This window comes from Serratia sp. 3ACOL1, from assembly GCF_003668775.1.
In the GTDB taxonomy this organism is placed as follows: Bacteria; Pseudomonadota; Gammaproteobacteria; order Enterobacterales; family Enterobacteriaceae; genus Chania; species Chania fonticola.
This window is the reverse complement of the sequence record NZ_CP033055.1, coordinates 4161119-4177915: the sequence shown is the minus strand read 5'-3', so window position 1 is coordinate 4177915 and position 16797 is coordinate 4161119. Positions and strand designations below refer to the sequence as shown.

The window sequence follows — 16797 nt, the reverse complement described above, 5'->3', positions numbered from 1 at the left end:
TCGTCTATTAGCCCGAACGTTTACGGTTGTTACGTGGCGCACCACCACGACGTGGCGCGGAAGAGTTACGGCGTGGGCCGTTGTTGCCTCGTGGGCGCACCAGGCGCTTCGGTGCTGGCAGATCGCTCAGCAGCGCATCGCTGTTGTACTTGCTCACAGGAATGCTGTGGCCGGTATAAGTCTCGATGGCTGGCAGGTTAAGCGCGTACTCTTCACAGGCCAGGCTGATGGAGTGACCGCTTTCGCCCGCGCGGCCAGTACGGCCAATGCGGTGCACGTAGTCTTCGCAGTCGTCCGGCAGATCGTAGTTGAAGACGTGAGTCACCAACGGGATATGCAGGCCGCGTGCGGCGACATCGGTGGCGACCAGGATATCCAGGTTACCCTTGGTGAAATCGTCCAGAATACGCAGGCGTTTTTTCTGCGCCACGTCGCCGGTCAGCAGGCCAACGCGGTGACCGTCGGCAGCCAGATGGCCCCAGATGTCTTCACAGCGGTGCTTGGTGTTGGCGAAGATGATGCAGCGGTCCGGCCACTCTTCCTCGATCAGCGTCTGCAGCAGGCGCATCTTTTCTTCGTTGGAAGGGTAGAACAGCTCTTCCTGAATGCGGTGGCCGGTTTTCTGTTCCGGTTCAACTTCCACATATTCGGCATTGTTCATCTGCTCAAAGGCCAGCTCGCGTACGCGATAGGACAGGGTGGCAGAGAACAACATGTTCAGGCGTTGATCGACCGCAGGCATACGGCGGAACAGCCAGCGGATATCTTTGATAAAGCCCAGATCGTACATGCGGTCGGCTTCATCGAGCACCACAACCTGGATAGCACCCAGATCGATATAATTTTGTTTGGCGTAGTCGATTAAACGGCCGGTGGTTCCCACCAGAATATCTACGCCGCTTTCCAGCACTTTCAGCTGTTTGTCATAGCCATCGCCGCCGTAGGCCAGGCCAAGCTTCAACCCGGTAGACTGCGACAGAGCTTCTGCATCGGAATGGATCTGCACCGCCAGTTCACGCGTAGGCGCCATGATCAAGGCGCGCGGCTGGTTGGTCTGGCGACCTTCTTTCGCCGGGTGGGACAGCAAATAGTGAAAAGTAGACGCTAAAAATGCCAGCGTCTTTCCGGTACCGGTTTGCGCCTGACCTGCAACGTCGCGCCCACTGAGGGTGAGCGGCAATGCTAACGCCTGGATGGGCGTGCAGTTGTGAAACCCTTTTTTCTCAAGGGCTTCAAGGACTAACGGGTGCAGGGCGAAGTCGGAAAACTTCTGTTCGGTCAAGTGTGTTTTGCTCATAGTGTGGTAGAATATCAGCTAACTATTGCTTTACGAAAGCATATCCGTTGAAATAAAAACGGTGAAATAAAATCACCTGAGTTGGTTTGATGCTACACCAACAAGGTAGACCCAATCCTGTGGAGTAGAACATGAGCGATAAAATTATTCACCTGACTGACGACAGCTTCGATTCCGATGTGCTGAAAGCCGAAGGGCCAATCCTGGTCGATTTCTGGGCTGAATGGTGTGGTCCGTGCAAGATGATTGCTCCGATCCTCGACGAGATTGCCGAAGAGTTCGCCGGCAAGTTGACCATTACCAAACTGAACATCGATCAAAACCCGGCTACCGCGCCTAAATACGGCATCCGCGGCATCCCGACGCTGTTGTTGTTCAAGAACGGTGAAGTGGCAGCGACCAAGGTCGGCGCGCTGTCCAAGGGCCAGCTCAAAGAGTTCCTGGACGCGAATCTGTAATTAGGGCGGGAAGCCCCGTGACGGGCGTCTGGAGGGGGATTTTCATTCACCGCTAGACGCCTGCCAAGAAGCGTGTTAAGTTTAACCATACTGCATTCTGAACTTGCCATAAGTATTAAATCTAAAGAGTCTGAATCTAAGCATTACTCTACGTTGAACCATCGGCACTAGCATTTTACTGTGAACCGAGCCCGTGTTTTGACGATCAAGCGGTTTTACAAAAAATCAGTTTTAAGGCACCTTCGATCTTAAACCGTCAGCGTGTGCGCCCCAGCTAAGCCATTTCTTACTGCGGCAGCCCAGCAGCCCGGCGATCGAACGTCCAGTAACAGGCACGCATACCCTATGAATTTCACGTTGTAGCTTGAAAGGTAATGGGTATAACACGCTGCCATACCATTCACGATACTAGTTCGAGACACACCCCGAGTTTAAGAACCCCCACTATGAATCTTACCGAATTAAAGAATACGCCGGTTTCTGAGCTGATTACTCTCGGCGAAAATATGGGGCTGGAAAACCTGGCCCGCCTGCGCAAACAGGACATTATCTTCTCTATACTCAAGCAACATGCGAAAAGCGGAGAAGATATCTTCGGTGATGGCGTGCTGGAGATATTGCAGGATGGATTTGGTTTCCTCCGTTCCGGAGACAGTTCCTACCTCGCAGGCCCCGACGATATCTACGTTTCTCCCAGCCAAATCCGCCGCTTCAACCTCCGCACAGGTGACACCATTTCCGGTAAGATTCGTCCGCCAAAAGAAGGCGAGCGCTATTTTGCCCTGTTGAAAGTTAACGAAGTCAACTACGACAAACCGGAAAACGCCCGTAACAAGATCCTGTTCGAAAACCTGACGCCGCTGCACGCCAACTCACGTTTGCGTATGGAGCGCGGCAACGGCTCTACCGAAGATCTGACGGCTCGCGTACTGGATCTGGCAGCGCCAATCGGTCGTGGCCAGCGTGGCCTGATTGTGGCACCGCCGAAAGCCGGTAAAACCATGCTGCTGCAAAACATTGCGCAGAGCATCGCATACAACCATCCAGACTGCGTGCTGATGGTGTTGCTGATCGACGAACGTCCGGAAGAAGTGACCGAGATGCAACGTCTGGTAAAAGGCGAAGTTATCGCTTCTACCTTCGACGAACCTGCATCCCGCCACGTACAGGTTGCCGAAATGGTGATCGAGAAGGCCAAGCGCCTGGTCGAACACAAAAAAGACGTGATCATCCTGCTGGACTCCATCACCCGTCTGGCGCGTGCCTACAACACCGTAGTACCTGCCTCAGGCAAAGTGCTGACCGGTGGTGTGGATGCTAACGCCCTGCATCGTCCGAAGCGTTTCTTCGGTGCGGCTCGTAACGTTGAGGAAGGCGGCAGCCTGACCATCATCGCTACCGCACTGGTCGATACCGGTTCGAAGATGGACGAAGTGATCTACGAAGAGTTTAAAGGTACGGGTAACATGGAACTGCATCTGGCGCGTAAAATCGCCGAGAAACGCGTGTTCCCAGCTATCGATTACAACCGTTCCGGTACGCGTAAAGAAGAGTTGCTCACCACCTCTGAAGAACTGCAGAAGATGTGGATCCTGCGCAAGATCATTCACCCAATGGGTGAGATCGACGCGATGGAGTTCCTCATTAACAAGTTGGCGATGACCAAAACCAACGATGAATTCTTCGACATGATGAAACGCTCATAAATAAGTAAAATATTCGAGGAACGCCACGCCTAGTCGTGGCGTTTTTTGCTTTTGGCGGATACGATAAGTAACAGTAAAGGAAAGTAAGTTATTCTTGTGACTTATTGAGAACTTATCTTATTTGCGCCTGTTTTTTGCGTTAATGCGTTGAAGCAAGACACGTTTTGGGCATTGATAAGTGTCTATGTCATAGGAAATGACTGAAAGGTCGCTTGGTCATGTGGCGCGGTTTTTTACCCATGTTAAGCTGCCTCATCTTCTTCAGAGATTTGTTAACCGTGAACTTACTCACTATGAGTACTGAAATTCTTTTTGTTTTTCTGTTTTCTCTGGCTTTTTTATTTGTTGCTCGCAAGGCAGCAAAACCTATTGGTTTGGTTGATAAGCCTAATTACCGCAAACGTCATCAGGGGCTGATCCCGTTGGTGGGTGGGATTTCTGTTTACGCTGGCATCTGCTTTGCCTTCCTGATCACCGACCAGACGATTGCGCACAGCAAACTCTATCTCACCTGCGCCGGTGTCCTGGTATTCGTCGGGGCACTGGACGATCGCTTCGATATTAGCGTCAAGATCCGCGCCACCATTCAGGCACTGGTCGGCATCGCCATGATGGTGTTTGCCGGCCTTTATCTGCGCAGCCTCGGCTATGTGTTTGGTGGCTGGGAAATGCAGTTGGGGCCGTTTGGCTATTTGGTGACGCTGTTTGCCGTTTGGGCGGCGATTAACGCCTTTAACATGGTCGATGGTATCGACGGCCTGCTCGGCGGTCTCTCTTGCGTGTCGTTCGGCGCGATGGGGATCCTGCTTTATCAAGGCGGCCATAGCGAGCTTGCCTTCTGGTGCTTCGCGATGCTGGCGGCCATTGTTCCCTATATTCTGCTCAACCTCGGCATCCTTGGCCGTCGCTATAAGGTCTTTATGGGCGACGCCGGCAGTACGCTGATCGGTTTTACCGCCATCTGGCTGTTGGTGCAAAGCTCACAAGGGCCAAACCATCCGATCAAACCGGTCACCGCGCTGTGGATTATCGCCATCCCGCTGATGGATATGATTGCCATCATGTATCGCCGTCTGCGTAAGGGCATGAGCCCGTTCTCGCCAGACCGTCAACACATCCACCATTTGATTATGCGAGCGGGCTTTACGCCTCGTCAGGCTTTTGTGCTCATCACCTTGGCCGCAGCGCTGTTGGCGGCGGTTGGCGTGATAGGCGAACGTCTGACTTTCATACCTGAATGGGTTATGTTGGCATTATTCTTGCTTGCATTCTTCTTGTATGGCTATTGCATTAAACGTGCATGGCGGGTCGCGCGTTATATCAAACGTCTCAAGCGCCGCCTGCGGAATGCAACGAACAATAAGCAAGTACCTTAACCTGAGGCTTTAGGGCAGTGATGAATCCTGAAACAACGTCTGACAAGAATACCCCGGTGGTCGATAACGAACTCGATATCCGCGGTCTATGCTGCACCCTGTGGCGCGGCAAAAAATGGATTATCGGTTTCGCGGTGTTGTTTGCTGCCGTTGCGCTGATCGTTTCCTACCTGGTGAAACAGGAGTGGAGCGCCACGGCGATCACCGATAAGCCAACGGTGAATGCGCTGGGGGGATATTACTCTCAGCAGCAGTTCCTGCGTAACCTGGATCAGCGGACGCTGCCTGCGGTTGCCAGCGATCAGCCAGGCATCGCCGATGAAGCCTATAATGAATTTATCATGCAGTTGGCCGCCTATGACACGCGCCGTGATTTCTGGTTGCAAAGCGATTACTACAAGCAGCGCCAGGAAGGGGATGCCCGTGCCGATGCGGCGTTGCTTGATGACCTGATTAACAATATCCAGTTCACGCCGCGCGACGACAAAAAAGTGCTGAATGACAGTGTGAAACTGACCGCCGAAACTGCGCCAGACTCCAACCATCTGCTACGTCAGTATGTTGCCTTTGCCAGCCACCGTGCGGCACAGCATCTGAATGAAGAGATCCAGGGAGCCTGGGCGGCGCGTACCACCTCGATGAGTGCACAGGTCAAGCGCCAGGAAGCGGTAGCCGATGCGGTTTATCAGCGTGAGCTCAAGACCGTGCAGCAGGCGCTGAAAATCGCCGAGCAGCAGGGGATTAGCCGTACGCAGACCGATACGCCAGCCGAACAGCTGCCAGACTCCGATCTGTTCCTGCTGGGTAAACCTATGCTGCAGGCGCGCCTGGAGGGTTTACAGGCTTCCGGCCCGGCTTACGATGTGAGTTACGATCAGAACCGGGCCATGTTAGCAACCTTGAACGTCGGCCCGACGTTGGATGCCAAATTCCAGACCTACCGCTATTTACGTACGCCGGAAGAGCCGGTGAAACGTGATAGCCCACGCCGGGTATTCTGGCTGATTATGTGGGGCGCAATCGGTGGCCTGATTGGTGCGGGCGTTGCCTTGGTACGCCGGCCACGTAGTTAATTAATAATATAATAATTTCGCTGTTGGGCACTGAGTGCCCAACTTTGCAGGTTCGCCTGCACTTCACCGACCAAAAGAGATTCGCTGTGAAAGTGTTGACTGTTTTTGGCACCAGACCGGAAGCCATCAAAATGGCACCTCTGGTACATGCTCTGGCTCAGGATGATGCCTTTGAGTCAAGAGTCTGCGTTACGGCACAGCATCGCGAGATGCTGGATCAGGTACTGCGTTTGTTTGAAATCGTACCGGATTACGACCTGAATATTATGAAACCGGGCCAGGGGCTGAGTGAAATCACCTGCCGCATTCTGGAAGGGATCAAAGGCGTACTGGAGGACTTCAAGCCGGACGTGGTGTTGGTTCACGGTGACACGACGACCACCATGGCGACCAGCCTGGCAGCGTTTTATCAGCGTATCCCGGTGGGGCATGTGGAAGCGGGCCTGCGTACCGGTAATCTCTATTCTCCGTGGCCTGAAGAGGCCAACCGCAAGTTGACGGGGCATTTGGCGATGTATCACTTCTCGCCAACCGAAAATTCACGGCAGAACCTGTTACGTGAATCGCTGCGGGACGACCATATTTTCGTCACGGGCAATACCGTGATCGATGCGTTGCTGTGGGTGCGCGACCGCATCATGCACAACCCAGAGCTGCGTAGCAGCCTTGACCAGCGTTATCCTTTCCTGGATGCCAATAAAAAGCTGATCCTGGTGACTGGGCACCGCCGCGAAAGCTTCGGTGGTGGGTTCGAGCGCATCTGTAGCGCCTTGGCCGAGATTGCCCTTCAGCATCCTGAAGTGCAGGTGGTCTATCCGGTGCACCTCAATCCGAACGTCAGCGAGCCGGTCAACCGTATTTTGAAGGGGATCGATAACATCATTCTGATCGATCCGCAGGATTACCTGCCGTTTGTCTATCTGATGACGCGATCTTATCTGATCCTGACCGACTCGGGCGGCATTCAGGAAGAGGCGCCATCGCTGGGTAAACCGGTGTTGGTGATGCGTGATACCACCGAGCGGCCAGAAGCGGTAGATGCCGGTACGGTACAGCTGGTGGGAACGGACGTAGCTAAAATTGTTGATGCGGTAACCCGGTTATTGACAGACGAAGGCGAATACCACGCCATGAGCCGGGCGCATAACCCATACGGTGACGGGCATGCCTGCCAACGTATCCTCGAAGCTTTAAAGAATCATCAGGTGACACTATGAGTTTTAACACTATTTCAGTTATTGGCCTGGGCTATATTGGTTTGCCAACGGCGGCGGCGTTTGCTTCCCGCAAGAAAAAAGTGGTGGGCGTAGATGTTAACCAGCACGCGGTAGATACCATTAACCGCGGTGCCATTCACATCGTCGAACCTGATTTGGATCGCGTAGTAAAAGAAGCGGTAGAAGGCGGCTATCTGCAGGCGGTGACTAAACCGCTGGCGGCCGATGCGTTCCTGATCGCCGTACCAACGCCGTTCAAAGGGGATCACGAACCCGATCTGGCCTATGTTGAAGCTGCCGCCAAGTCATTGGCACCGGTACTGAAAAAGGGCGACCTGGTGATCTTGGAGTCTACTTCACCGGTGGGCGCTACCGAACAGATGTCACTCTGGTTGGCAGAGGCGCGTAGCGATCTGAGCTTCCCGCAGGATGCCGGTGAGCAGGCCGACGTGAACATTGCCTACTGTCCTGAGCGCGTGCTGCCCGGGCAGGTGATGGTTGAGCTGATCCAGAATGACCGCGTGATTGGCGGGATGACGCCAAAATGCTCCGAGCGCGCCAGCGCGCTGTACAAGATTTTCCTCGAAGGTGAGTGTGTGATCACCAACTCGCGCACCGCCGAGATGTGCAAACTGACGGAAAACAGCTTCCGCGACGTTAACATCGCGTTTGCCAACGAGCTTTCGCTGATCTGTGCCGAGCAGGGTATTAACGTGTGGGAACTGATCCGCCTGGCTAATCGCCATCCGCGCGTCAACATTCTGCAACCTGGTCCTGGCGTGGGCGGGCATTGTATCGCCGTTGATCCTTGGTTCATCGTGGCGCAGAACCCGCAACAGGCTCGTCTGATCCATACTGCGCGCCTGGTCAACGACGGCAAACCGCTCTGGGTGGTCGATCAAGTCAAGGCAGCTGTGGCAGATTGCCTGGCGGCCACCAACAAGCGCGCTTCTGAAGTGAAAATTGCCTGCTTCGGTCTGGCGTTCAAACCTAATATCGACGACCTGCGTGAGAGCCCGGCGGTTGAAGTAGCCCACCTGATTGCCGATTGGCACGTGGGTGAAACCCTGGCTGTCGAGCCTAACGTTGAGCAATTGCCGAAGTCACTGGCGGGCCACGTTACGCTGAAAAAACTGCCTGAAGCCCTACAGCAGGCGGATGTGATCGTGATGCTGGTCGATCATAAAGAATTCAAGGCCATCAGGCCGGAAGAGATTAAGCAGTCCTGGATCGTGGACACCAAAGGAGTCTGGCGTTGAAACGTATTTTGGTCACCGGCGGGGCCGGATTTATCGGCTCTGCCGTGGTAAGACATATCATCGAGGGGACCCGCGATAGCGTGGTGGTGGTTGATAAGCTCACCTATGCCGGTAACCTGGAGTCGCTGGCGGGCGTGGCGGACAACGAGCGCTATGCTTTCGAGCAGGTAGATATCTGCGACCGTGCCGCACTGGACCGCGTATTTGCGCAGTACCAGCCGGATTTCGTGATGCATCTGGCGGCAGAAAGCCACGTTGACCGCTCGATCGACGGCCCGGCAGCCTTTATCGAAACCAACATAGTGGGTACTTACACCATGCTGGAGGCCGCCCGTCATTATTGGCAGGCGCTGGCGGCAGAGAAAAAGCAGGCTTTCCGCTTCCATCATATCTCTACCGATGAAGTGTACGGTGACCTGCACGGCACCGACGATCTGTTTACCGAAACTACGCCTTACGCGCCAAGCAGCCCGTATTCTGCTTCCAAGGCCTCGAGCGACCACTTGGTGCGCGCCTGGCTGCGTACCTACGGTTTCCCTACCGTCGTGACCAATTGCTCCAACAACTACGGCCCTTACCACTTCCCAGAGAAGCTGGTGCCGCTGGTGATCCTTAATGCCATTTCTGGCAAACCGCTGCCGGTTTACGGCGACGGAGCGCAGGTGCGTGACTGGCTGTTTGTGGAGGACCATGCGCGGGCGTTATATCAGGTGGTGACCGAAGGTGTGATTGGGGAAACCTATAACATCGGCGGCCACAACGAGCGCAAAAATATCGAAGTTGTACAGACCATCTGCGATCTGCTGGAAGAGCTGGCACCGCACAAACCGCAGGGCGTGGCGAAATATCGCGATCTGATCACCTACGTCAAAGATCGCCCTGGCCACGATATGCGCTATGCCATCGACGCGGGCAAAATTGAACGTGAACTGGGTTGGCGCCCACAGGAAACCTTTGAAAGCGGCATCCGCAAGACGGTTTCCTGGTATCTGAACAATGAGACCTGGTGGCGCCGAGTGCAAGACGGGTCTTATGCCGGGGAACGTTTAGGCTTAAGCCAGTAATCCCATCCGAACGCACGGAAGGCGATAAGCGCCGTGCGGCTAGCGGAAGTTCAGGAGTGACGATGAAAGGTATTATTCTAGCCGGCGGGTCGGGGACGCGTTTACACCCGATCACCCGCGGCGTCTCCAAGCAGTTGCTGCCCATTTACGATAAACCGATGATTTACTATCCGCTCTCGGTGCTGATGCTGGCCGGGATCCGAGATATTCTGATTATCTCTACGCCTGAAGATCTGCCCTCGTTTCGCCGTTTGCTGGGCAGCGGTGAAGAGTTTGGCATCAACCTCAGCTACGCCGAACAACCGAGCCCGGACGGGTTGGCACAGGCCTTCCTGATTGGCGAAGAGTTTATCGGCGGCGAGCCGTGCTGCCTGGTGCTGGGCGACAATATCTACTTCGGCCAGGGCTTCAGCCCGAAACTGAAAAGCGTGGTCCAGGGTCTGAAAGGTGCCACGGTATTCGGTTACCAGGTCATGGACCCAGAGCGCTTTGGCGTAGTGGAGTTCGACGATAACTTCCGCGCGCTATCGATTGAAGAAAAGCCGCTGAAGCCGAAGTCCAACTGGGCGGTCACCGGTCTCTATTTCTATGACAACCAGGTGGTGGATTTCGCCAAGCAGGTGAAGCCTTCCGAACGCGGCGAGCTGGAAATTACCAGCATCAACCAGATGTATCTGGAGCGTGGCGAACTGAGCGTCGAGCTGCTGGGGCGTGGTTTTGCCTGGCTCGATACCGGCACCCACGACAGCCTGATCGAAGCCAGTACCTTTGTGCAGACGGTAGAGAAGCGCCAGGGGTTCAAGATTGCCTGTCTGGAAGAGATCGCCTGGCGTAACGGCTGGCTGGATGATGATGGCGTAAGACGCTCGGCGCAGGCGTTAGCCAAAACCGGCTATGGCAAATACTTACTGGATTTACTGCATGTCCGTCCACGCCAATATTGAGCCTTTGGGCTGGGAAAGCGAGTATTTCCAACTCACTAGCGCCAAACTGCATTTTGACGATGCGGCTCCTGCGCTTACGGTAGCTGAACTGGATGCGTTTGCGCTGGTTCAGGCCAAGATCCCGGCCCAGCGGCTGGACTTGGCCGATGGTTTGGCTGGCGAGGGATTTCGGCTGGTTGAGGGCGAAGTGGACTTTGCCCTGGCAATTGGCACAGATTGTGCATTGAATTTACCGGCCATTCGCATCGCCCAGCCTGAAGATATTCCACTGTTGCGTTCGGTGGCGGCCAAGGTATTTGCCGCCAGCCGTTTCCGCGCGCCTTGGTATCAGCCGCAGGACAGCGGGCGTTTTTACGCCACCTGGATTGAAAAAGCGGTGCTGGGGACGTTTGACCATCAGTGCCTGCTTGTGCTGGGCAGCGATGGGGAGCCAGAAGGGTTTGTCAGCCTGCGTGATATCGGCCAGCAAGAGGCGCGTATCGGCCTGCTGGCGGCATTCCCAGGTGTACAAGGTAAAGGGACCGGTTCTCGGCTGATGACAGCCGCGATCGCCTGGTGCCAGCAGCAACGGCTGCAGCGCCTGCGGATCGCGACTCAGATAAGTAATATTGCCGCGTTACGGCTCTATCAACGGCACGGTGCCACCCTAGAAAGCACCGCGTATTGGTTCTATAGAGGTTTACATGATCCCATTTAACGCTCCACCGGTTGTTGGCACGGAACTCGATTATATGCAGGCTGCGATGAGCAGCGGCAAACTCTGTGGTGACGGTGGTTTTACCCGTCGCTGCCAGCAGTGGATGGAACAGCATTTCGGCTGTCCGAAAGTGCTGCTGACGCCGTCTTGCACCGCGTCACTGGAAATGGCCGCCATCCTGCTGGATATCCAGCCGGGTGATGAAGTGATCATGCCGAGCTACACCTTCGTGTCCACCGCTAACGCCTTTGTGCTGCGCGGGGCGGTGATGGTGTTTGTCGATCTGCGTCCAGACACCATGAACATCGATGAGACCAAGATCGAAGCGGCGATCACCGATAAAACCCGTGCCATCGTGCCGGTGCATTACGCTGGCGTGGCCTGCGAAATGGACACCATCATGGCGCTGGCGAAGAAGTACAACCTGATGGTGGTGGAAGATGCCGCGCAGGGCGTGATGTCGACCTATAAAGGCAAAGCCCTGGGGACTATCGGCCATATCGGCTGCTTCAGTTTCCATGAGACCAAAAACTACACCGCTGGCGGTGAAGGTGGCGCGACGCTGATTAACGACCCGGCCCTGATCGATCGTGCCGAAGTGATCCGTGAAAAAGGCACCAACCGCAGCCAGTTCTTCCGTGGTCAGGTAGACAAATATACCTGGCGCGATATTGGTTCCAGCTATCTGATGTCAGATCTGCAAGCCGCTTATCTGTGGGCACAGCTGGAGGCCGCCGAGACGATCAACCAGCGCCGCCTGAAGCTGTGGCAGAACTATTACGATGCATTGAAACCGTTAGCGGCTGCGGGGCGTATCGCCTTGCCGGTCATTCCGGCCAACTGCGTGCATAACGCCCATATGTTCTACATCAAGCTGAAAGACGTGCAGGATCGTACCGCGTTTATCGACTACCTGAAAGAAGCCGAAATCATGTCGGTGTTCCACTACATCCCACTGCACGCCTGCCCGGCGGGTGAGAAGTTTGGGCGTTTCTCCGGCGAAGATCGCTTCACCACCAAAGAGAGCGAGCGCCTGGTGCGTCTGCCGCTGTTCTTTAACATGTCAGACGTCAATCAACGTACGGTAATCAATACCATCCTGAGCTTCCTCGCCTGATATGTCTCTGGCAAAAGCATCGATTTGGACCGCGGGCTCCACGCTGATCAAGATCGGCGTGGGGTTGCTGGTGGTAAAAATGCTGGCGGTGGCCTTCGGCCCCAGCGGGGTCGGGCAGGCGGGTAACTTCCGCCAATTGATCACCGTGTTGGGCGTGCTGTCGGGTGCCGGGATTTTTAACGGTATCACCAAGTATGTGGCGGAGTACCATCAGGATCCGCAGCGGTTGCGGATGGCGGTGGGTACCGCATCCAGCATCGTGCTGGGTTTCTCAACCCTGCTGGCGCTGGTGTTCCTGTTTGCTGCCGAGCCGATCAGCCGTGGGCTGTTTGGCCATGCTGACTATGTGAACGTGGTGCGTGCGGTGGCGTTTATCCAGATGGGGATTGCCTACGCCAACCTGTTCCTGGCGATCCTCAAAGGTTATCGCGATGCGATGGGTAACGCGCTGGCGGTGATCGCCGGTAGCCTGATCGGCGTGGTAGCCTTTACGCTATGCTTTAAGCTGGGCGGTTATGAAGGCGCGTTGGCCGGGCTGGCTCTGGTTCCTGCCTTGGTAGTGCTGCCTGCCGGTTTCATGCTGTGGCGGCGCAAGGCGATGCCGCTGCGCTATCTGGCGCTGGCCTGGGATAAGGCGCTAGCCAGCCATCTCGGTAAGTTTACCCTGATGGCGCTGATCACCTCCGTGACCTTGCCGGTCGCCTATGTAATGATGCGTAACCTGCTGGCGGAGCATTACGGCTGGGACGAAGTGGGGATCTGGCAAGGGGTGAGCAGTATCTCTGATGCCTACCTGCAGTTTATTACCGCTTCTTTCACCGTTTATCTGCTGCCAACGCTGTCGCGCCTGCAAGAGAAAAGCGCCATTTCGCGGGAGATCGTGCGCTCGCTGAAGTTTGTGCTGCCTGCGGTCGCCGCTGCCAGCTTTACCGTCTGGCTGCTGCGTGACTTCGCCATCTGGCTGCTGTTCTCTGAGAAGTTCGTTGCCATGCGCGATTTGTTTGCCTGGCAACTGGTGGGGGACGTGCTGAAAGTCGGGGCCTACGTCTTCGGTTACCTGGTGATCGCCAAGGCGTCGCTCCGTTTTTATATTCTGACAGAGGTCAGCCAGTTTGCCTTGCTGACGCTGTTCTCGCACTGGCTGATCCCGCTGCATGGCGCATTAGGGGCGGCACAGGCCTATATGGCAACCTACATCGTGTATTTTGCGCTCTGTAGCTGCGTATTTATTCTTTATCGTAGACGAGTATGACCATACTAATCCACGTACTGGGATCTGATATCCCGCATCATAATCAGACGGTGCTGCGCTTCTTTAATGACGTGCTGGCCGAACGCCTGCCCGCAGAACAAGTGTGTCACTTCATGGTGGCAGCCAAAGACGTGGCCGCGTTGGGCCATTTTCCCAAACTGACCATCGAGGCTTTCCCCGGCAAAAAGAGCCTCGCAGAGGCAGTGATTGCCCGTGCCAAGGCCAACCGTGACACCCGCCTGTTCCTGCATGGCCAGTTTAACGCGGCGCTGTGGCTGGCCTTGCTGAGCGGCAAGATCAAGCCGCGCCAGGTGAGCTGGCATATCTGGGGGGCCGATCTGTATGAAAACGCCACCAGTTGGAAATATCGCCTGTTCTACGTGCTGCGCCGCATTGCCCAAGGGCGGGTTGGCCACGTATTTGCCACCCGAGGCGACCTGATCCACTACCAGCAGCGGCACGCACGCGTTCCGGCCTCGCTGCTGTATTTCCCTACGCGGATGGATCCTGCCTTGACAGGTATCGAAGTCGAAAAGAACCTGGCTGGGCCGATGACCCTCCTGGTAGGCAACTCTGGCGATACCACCAACCGCCATATTGAGGCGTTGCAGGCGATCCATCAGCAATTTGGTGACAAGGTGCGGGTGATTTTGCCGATGGGCTATCCAGCCAATAACGACGCCTATATTGCCCAGGTGCGCGCGGCTGGCCTGAAGTTGTTCTCCGAGCAGAACCTGCAACTGCTGACACAGCAGGTGGCGTTTGACGATTATCTCAATATCCTGCGTGAGTGCGATCTCGGCTACTTCATTTTCGACCGCCAGCAGGGGATCGGTACGCTGTGCCTGTTGATTCAGTTTGGCGTACCTTTTGTCCTCAGCCGCAAGAACCCGTTCTGGCAGGACCTGGCAGAACAGCATCTGCCGGTGCTGTTCTATGGCGACTCGCTGGATGAAGCCGTGGTGCGCGAATCACAGCGCCAACTGGCAACGCTGGATAAACAGTCCATCGCCTTTTTCAATCCGAACTATGTTGATGGCTGGCAGCAGGCATTGGCGTTGGCGGCGGGAGAAAATCCATGACGCTGGCACAGTTTGGCGGGCTGTTTGTCGTCTATCTGATCGGGGCGCTGTTTGTGCTGACCCTGACCTATCAGGAGTTTCGGCGTGTCCGCTTCAACTTTAACGTCTTCTTTTCCTTGCTCTATCTGCTGACGTTTTACTTTGGCTTCCCGCTGACCTGCCTGCTGGTGTTCCAGTTTGACGTGGCCGTGGTGCCGGTTGAGTTCCTGCTGTATGCCATTCTTTCTGCCACCGCCTTCTACGCGATTTACTACGTCAGCTACAAGACGCGGTTGCGTAAGCGTAGCAGCCAGCCGCATAAGCCAGTGTTCACCATGAACCGGGTAGAGACGCATATCACCTGGATATTGCTGGCGCTGGTGGCGATCGGCACCGTGGGCATCTTCTTTATGCAGAACGGTTTCCTACTGTTCAAGCTCAACTCCTACAGCCAAATCTTCTCCAGCGATGTGTCAGGGGTGGCGCTCAAGCGCTTCTTCTACTTCTTCATCCCGGCGATGCTGGTGGTCTATTTCCTGAAGCAGGATCTGCGCGCCTGGTTCTTCTTCCTGGCGGCCACGGTGGCGTTTGGCATTCTGACCTACGTGATTGTGGGCGGTACCCGTGCCAACATCATTATCGCGTTCGCACTGTTCCTGTTTATCGGCATTGTGCGCGGCTGGATCTCGCTGTGGATGTTGGTAGCCGCCGGGGTGTTCGGCATTGTCGGCATGTTCTGGCTGGCGCTGAAACGCTATAGCCTGGATGTCAGCGGCCCGGAAGCGTTCTACACTTTCCTGTATCTGACCCGTGATACCTTCTCGCCGTGGGAGAACCTGGGGCTGCTGCTGCAAAATTACGACAAGATCGATTTCCAGGGGCTGGCCCCGATCGTGCGTGATTTCTATGTCTTTATCCCTGCCTGGTTGTGGCCGGGGCGGCCGGATCTGGTGCTGAATACCGCCAACTACTTTACCTGGGAAGTGCTGGACAACCATTCCGGGCTGGCGATTTCCCCAACGCTGATTGGTTCGCTGGTGGTGATGGGCGGGGTGCTGTTTATCCCGCTGGGCGCCATTGTGGTGGGCCTGATCATCAAATGGTTCGACTGGCTGTATGAGCTGGGCAAAAGCGAACAGAACCGCTTTAAGGCGGCGATTTTGCAAGGGTTCTGCTTTGGTGCGGTGTTTAATATCATCGTGCTGGCGCGTGAGGGGGTAGATTCCTTTGTCTCACGCGTGGTGTTCTTCTGCATCATTTTTGGTGCCTGCCTGGTATTGGCAAAATTACTGTACTGGCTGTTTGATGCTGCCGGGCTTATCAAGACTCGAATTATGCGCAAGCGCGCGTTGGCTCCCGTAGCCAACTCCCTTGTGCCAAGGTAATAGTGACAATGGAAGCAAACATTTCGGTTCCCAAGTATGAGCTGCGCGGTTTCAGCCTGTGGGGCTTTCGCAACATGGCGCAGTGTATGGATTTTCTGTTCGACGGTGGCAGGGTCAAGCAAGGCACCCTGGTGGCGATGAACGCCGAGAAAATCCTCAATGCGGAAACCGATCCGGCGCTGCATGCCCTGTTGGATGAGGCTGAGTACAAATATGCCGATGGCATCAGCATGGTGCGCTCCATCCGCCGCAAGTATCCTGGCGCGGAGGTGTCGCGCGTGGCCGGGGCCGATCTGTGGGAAGCCATGATGCAGCGCGCGGGTCAGGAAGGCACGCCGGTGTTTCTGGTTGGCGGTAAGCCTTCGGTGCTGGCAGAGACCGAGCAGAAGCTGCGTAGTCAGTGGAATGTGAATCTGGTAGGCAGCCAGGATGGCTACTTCAAACCGGAACAGCGGGATGCCTTGTTTGAACGCATTCGTGCCAGCGGCGCGGCTATCGTGACCGTGGCAATGGGATCGCCCAAGCAGGAAATCCTGATGCGGGATTGCCGCAAGGTGCATCCACAGGCGCTGTATATGGGGGTTGGCGGCACCTATGACGTGTTTACCGGCCATGTGAAGCGCGCGCCCAAGGTGTGGCAGAATCTGGGCCTGGAGTGGCTCTACCGCCTGCTCAGCCAGCCGAGCCGTATACGCCGCCAGCTTCGGCTACTCAAGTTCGTCGGTTATTACTATACCGGCAAGATGTGATCCTTCGGCTGGAGCAGCCCCTCCGTTGCTCCAGCGTCTGTCTTGCGCAAATAATCTCCCTATCGGCCATAACGTGGTCAAAGCTATAACCTCGGTTAATCATTCCCTCGTCACTTATTCCATAAGGTTTTAATTTGCGGTT

General features: G+C 55.5%; 15 protein-coding genes. 14 read left to right on the top strand and 1 reads right to left on the bottom strand.

The features are described 5' to 3' along the window. Positions 1-7: 7 nt before the first annotated feature. Positions 8-1297, bottom strand: a complete 1290-nt coding sequence (gene rhlB / locus D9980_RS18880; protein ID WP_024484189.1) for an ATP-dependent RNA helicase RhlB — start codon at positions 1295-1297, stop codon at positions 8-10. Between the two features lie 131 nt (positions 1298-1428). On the opposite strand from rhlB, the gene trxA reads away from it, so the two are divergent. From trxA to wecG, 14 genes are all read left to right on the top strand, one after another. Beyond that, complete coding sequence (trxA, locus tag D9980_RS18875) at positions 1429-1755, top strand: thioredoxin TrxA (RefSeq protein WP_024484188.1); 327 nt, start codon at positions 1429-1431, stop codon at positions 1753-1755. 446 nt (positions 1756-2201) lie between these two features. Continuing rightward, on the top strand, positions 2202-3461 hold the full coding sequence (gene rho, locus D9980_RS18870; protein WP_021181558.1) for a transcription termination factor Rho: 1260 nt from the start codon (positions 2202-2204) through the stop codon (positions 3459-3461). A 278-nt stretch (positions 3462-3739) separates the two neighbouring features. Further along, positions 3740-4837, top strand: a complete 1098-nt coding sequence (gene wecA, locus D9980_RS18865) for a UDP-N-acetylglucosamine--undecaprenyl-phosphate N-acetylglucosaminephosphotransferase (RefSeq protein ID WP_024484187.1) — start codon at positions 3740-3742, stop codon at positions 4835-4837. A gap of 20 nt (positions 4838-4857) precedes the next feature. Further along, positions 4858-5910: an ECA polysaccharide chain length modulation protein gene (gene wzzE / locus D9980_RS18860; RefSeq protein ID WP_021181556.1), complete on the top strand. Its 1053-nt coding sequence runs from the start codon at positions 4858-4860 to the stop codon at positions 5908-5910. 86 nt (positions 5911-5996) lie between these two features. Beyond that, complete coding sequence (gene wecB, locus D9980_RS18855) at positions 5997-7127, top strand: non-hydrolyzing UDP-N-acetylglucosamine 2-epimerase (RefSeq protein ID WP_024484185.1); 1131 nt, start codon at positions 5997-5999, stop codon at positions 7125-7127. Next, on the top strand, positions 7124-8386 hold the full coding sequence (gene wecC / locus D9980_RS18850; RefSeq protein WP_121608109.1) for a UDP-N-acetyl-D-mannosamine dehydrogenase: 1263 nt from the start codon (positions 7124-7126) through the stop codon (positions 8384-8386). The genes wecB and wecC overlap by 4 nt, the downstream gene beginning before the upstream one ends. Beyond that, positions 8383-9450, top strand: a complete 1068-nt coding sequence (gene rffG, locus D9980_RS18845) for a dTDP-glucose 4,6-dehydratase (protein WP_121608108.1) — start codon at positions 8383-8385, stop codon at positions 9448-9450. The genes wecC and rffG overlap by 4 nt, the downstream gene beginning before the upstream one ends. A gap of 62 nt (positions 9451-9512) precedes the next feature. Continuing rightward, on the top strand, positions 9513-10394 hold the full coding sequence (gene rfbA, locus D9980_RS18840) for a glucose-1-phosphate thymidylyltransferase RfbA (protein ID WP_059199113.1): 882 nt from the start codon (positions 9513-9515) through the stop codon (positions 10392-10394). Further along, positions 10372-11091 carry a dTDP-4-amino-4,6-dideoxy-D-galactose acyltransferase gene (rffC, locus tag D9980_RS18835; RefSeq protein ID WP_121608107.1) on the top strand — a complete coding sequence of 240 codons (720 nt, stop codon included), beginning with the start codon at positions 10372-10374 and terminating at the stop codon, positions 11089-11091. Before rfbA ends, rffC begins: the two co-directional genes overlap by 23 nt. Then, the gene (rffA, locus tag D9980_RS18830) at positions 11078-12208 is read left to right on the top strand and encodes a dTDP-4-amino-4,6-dideoxygalactose transaminase (protein WP_024484180.1); all 1131 of its coding nucleotides are present in this window, start codon (positions 11078-11080) and stop codon (positions 12206-12208) included. The genes rffC and rffA overlap by 14 nt, the downstream gene beginning before the upstream one ends. Position 12209: 1 nt before the next feature. Further along, on the top strand, positions 12210-13460 hold the full coding sequence (gene wzxE / locus D9980_RS18825; protein WP_121608106.1) for a lipid III flippase WzxE: 1251 nt from the start codon (positions 12210-12212) through the stop codon (positions 13458-13460). Next, entirely contained in the window at positions 13457-14542 is a 1086-nt protein-coding gene (locus D9980_RS18820) for a TDP-N-acetylfucosamine:lipid II N-acetylfucosaminyltransferase (RefSeq protein WP_121608105.1), read from the top strand. The genes wzxE and D9980_RS18820 overlap by 4 nt, the downstream gene beginning before the upstream one ends. Beyond that, positions 14539-15906, top strand: coding sequence for an ECA oligosaccharide polymerase (gene wzyE, locus D9980_RS18815; protein WP_024484177.1), 1368 nt, complete (start codon positions 14539-14541; stop codon positions 15904-15906). The genes D9980_RS18820 and wzyE overlap by 4 nt, the downstream gene beginning before the upstream one ends. 8 nt (positions 15907-15914) lie before the next feature. Beyond that, positions 15915-16655, top strand: a complete 741-nt coding sequence (gene wecG / locus D9980_RS18810; protein ID WP_021807753.1) for a lipopolysaccharide N-acetylmannosaminouronosyltransferase — start codon at positions 15915-15917, stop codon at positions 16653-16655. The last annotated feature ends 142 nt before the right edge of the window (positions 16656-16797 follow it).

Excerpts from the sequence above, each read along its gene's own strand:
- rfbA (WP_059199113.1), top strand. The coding sequence starts at position 9,513 with ATGAAAGGTATTATTCTAGCCGGCGGGTCGGGGACGCGTTTACACCCG.
- wzyE (WP_024484177.1), top strand. The coding sequence starts at position 14,539 with ATGACGCTGGCACAGTTTGGCGGGCTGTTTGTCGTCTATCTGATCGGG.
- D9980_RS18820 (WP_121608105.1), top strand. The coding sequence starts at position 13,457 with ATGACCATACTAATCCACGTACTGGGATCTGATATCCCGCATCATAAT.
- wecC (WP_121608109.1), top strand. The coding sequence starts at position 7,124 with ATGAGTTTTAACACTATTTCAGTTATTGGCCTGGGCTATATTGGTTTG.
- rho (WP_021181558.1), top strand. The coding sequence starts at position 2,202 with ATGAATCTTACCGAATTAAAGAATACGCCGGTTTCTGAGCTGATTACT.
- trxA (WP_024484188.1), top strand. The coding sequence starts at position 1,429 with ATGAGCGATAAAATTATTCACCTGACTGACGACAGCTTCGATTCCGAT.
- rffC (WP_121608107.1), top strand. The coding sequence starts at position 10,372 with ATGTCCGTCCACGCCAATATTGAGCCTTTGGGCTGGGAAAGCGAGTAT.
- wzxE (WP_121608106.1), top strand. The coding sequence starts at position 12,210 with ATGTCTCTGGCAAAAGCATCGATTTGGACCGCGGGCTCCACGCTGATC.
- wecG (WP_021807753.1), top strand. The coding sequence starts at position 15,915 with ATGGAAGCAAACATTTCGGTTCCCAAGTATGAGCTGCGCGGTTTCAGC.
- rffA (WP_024484180.1), top strand. The coding sequence starts at position 11,078 with ATGATCCCATTTAACGCTCCACCGGTTGTTGGCACGGAACTCGATTAT.
- rhlB (WP_024484189.1), bottom strand. The coding sequence starts at position 1,297 with ATGAGCAAAACACACTTGACCGAACAGAAGTTTTCCGACTTCGCCCTG.
- wzzE (WP_021181556.1), top strand. The coding sequence starts at position 4,858 with ATGAATCCTGAAACAACGTCTGACAAGAATACCCCGGTGGTCGATAAC.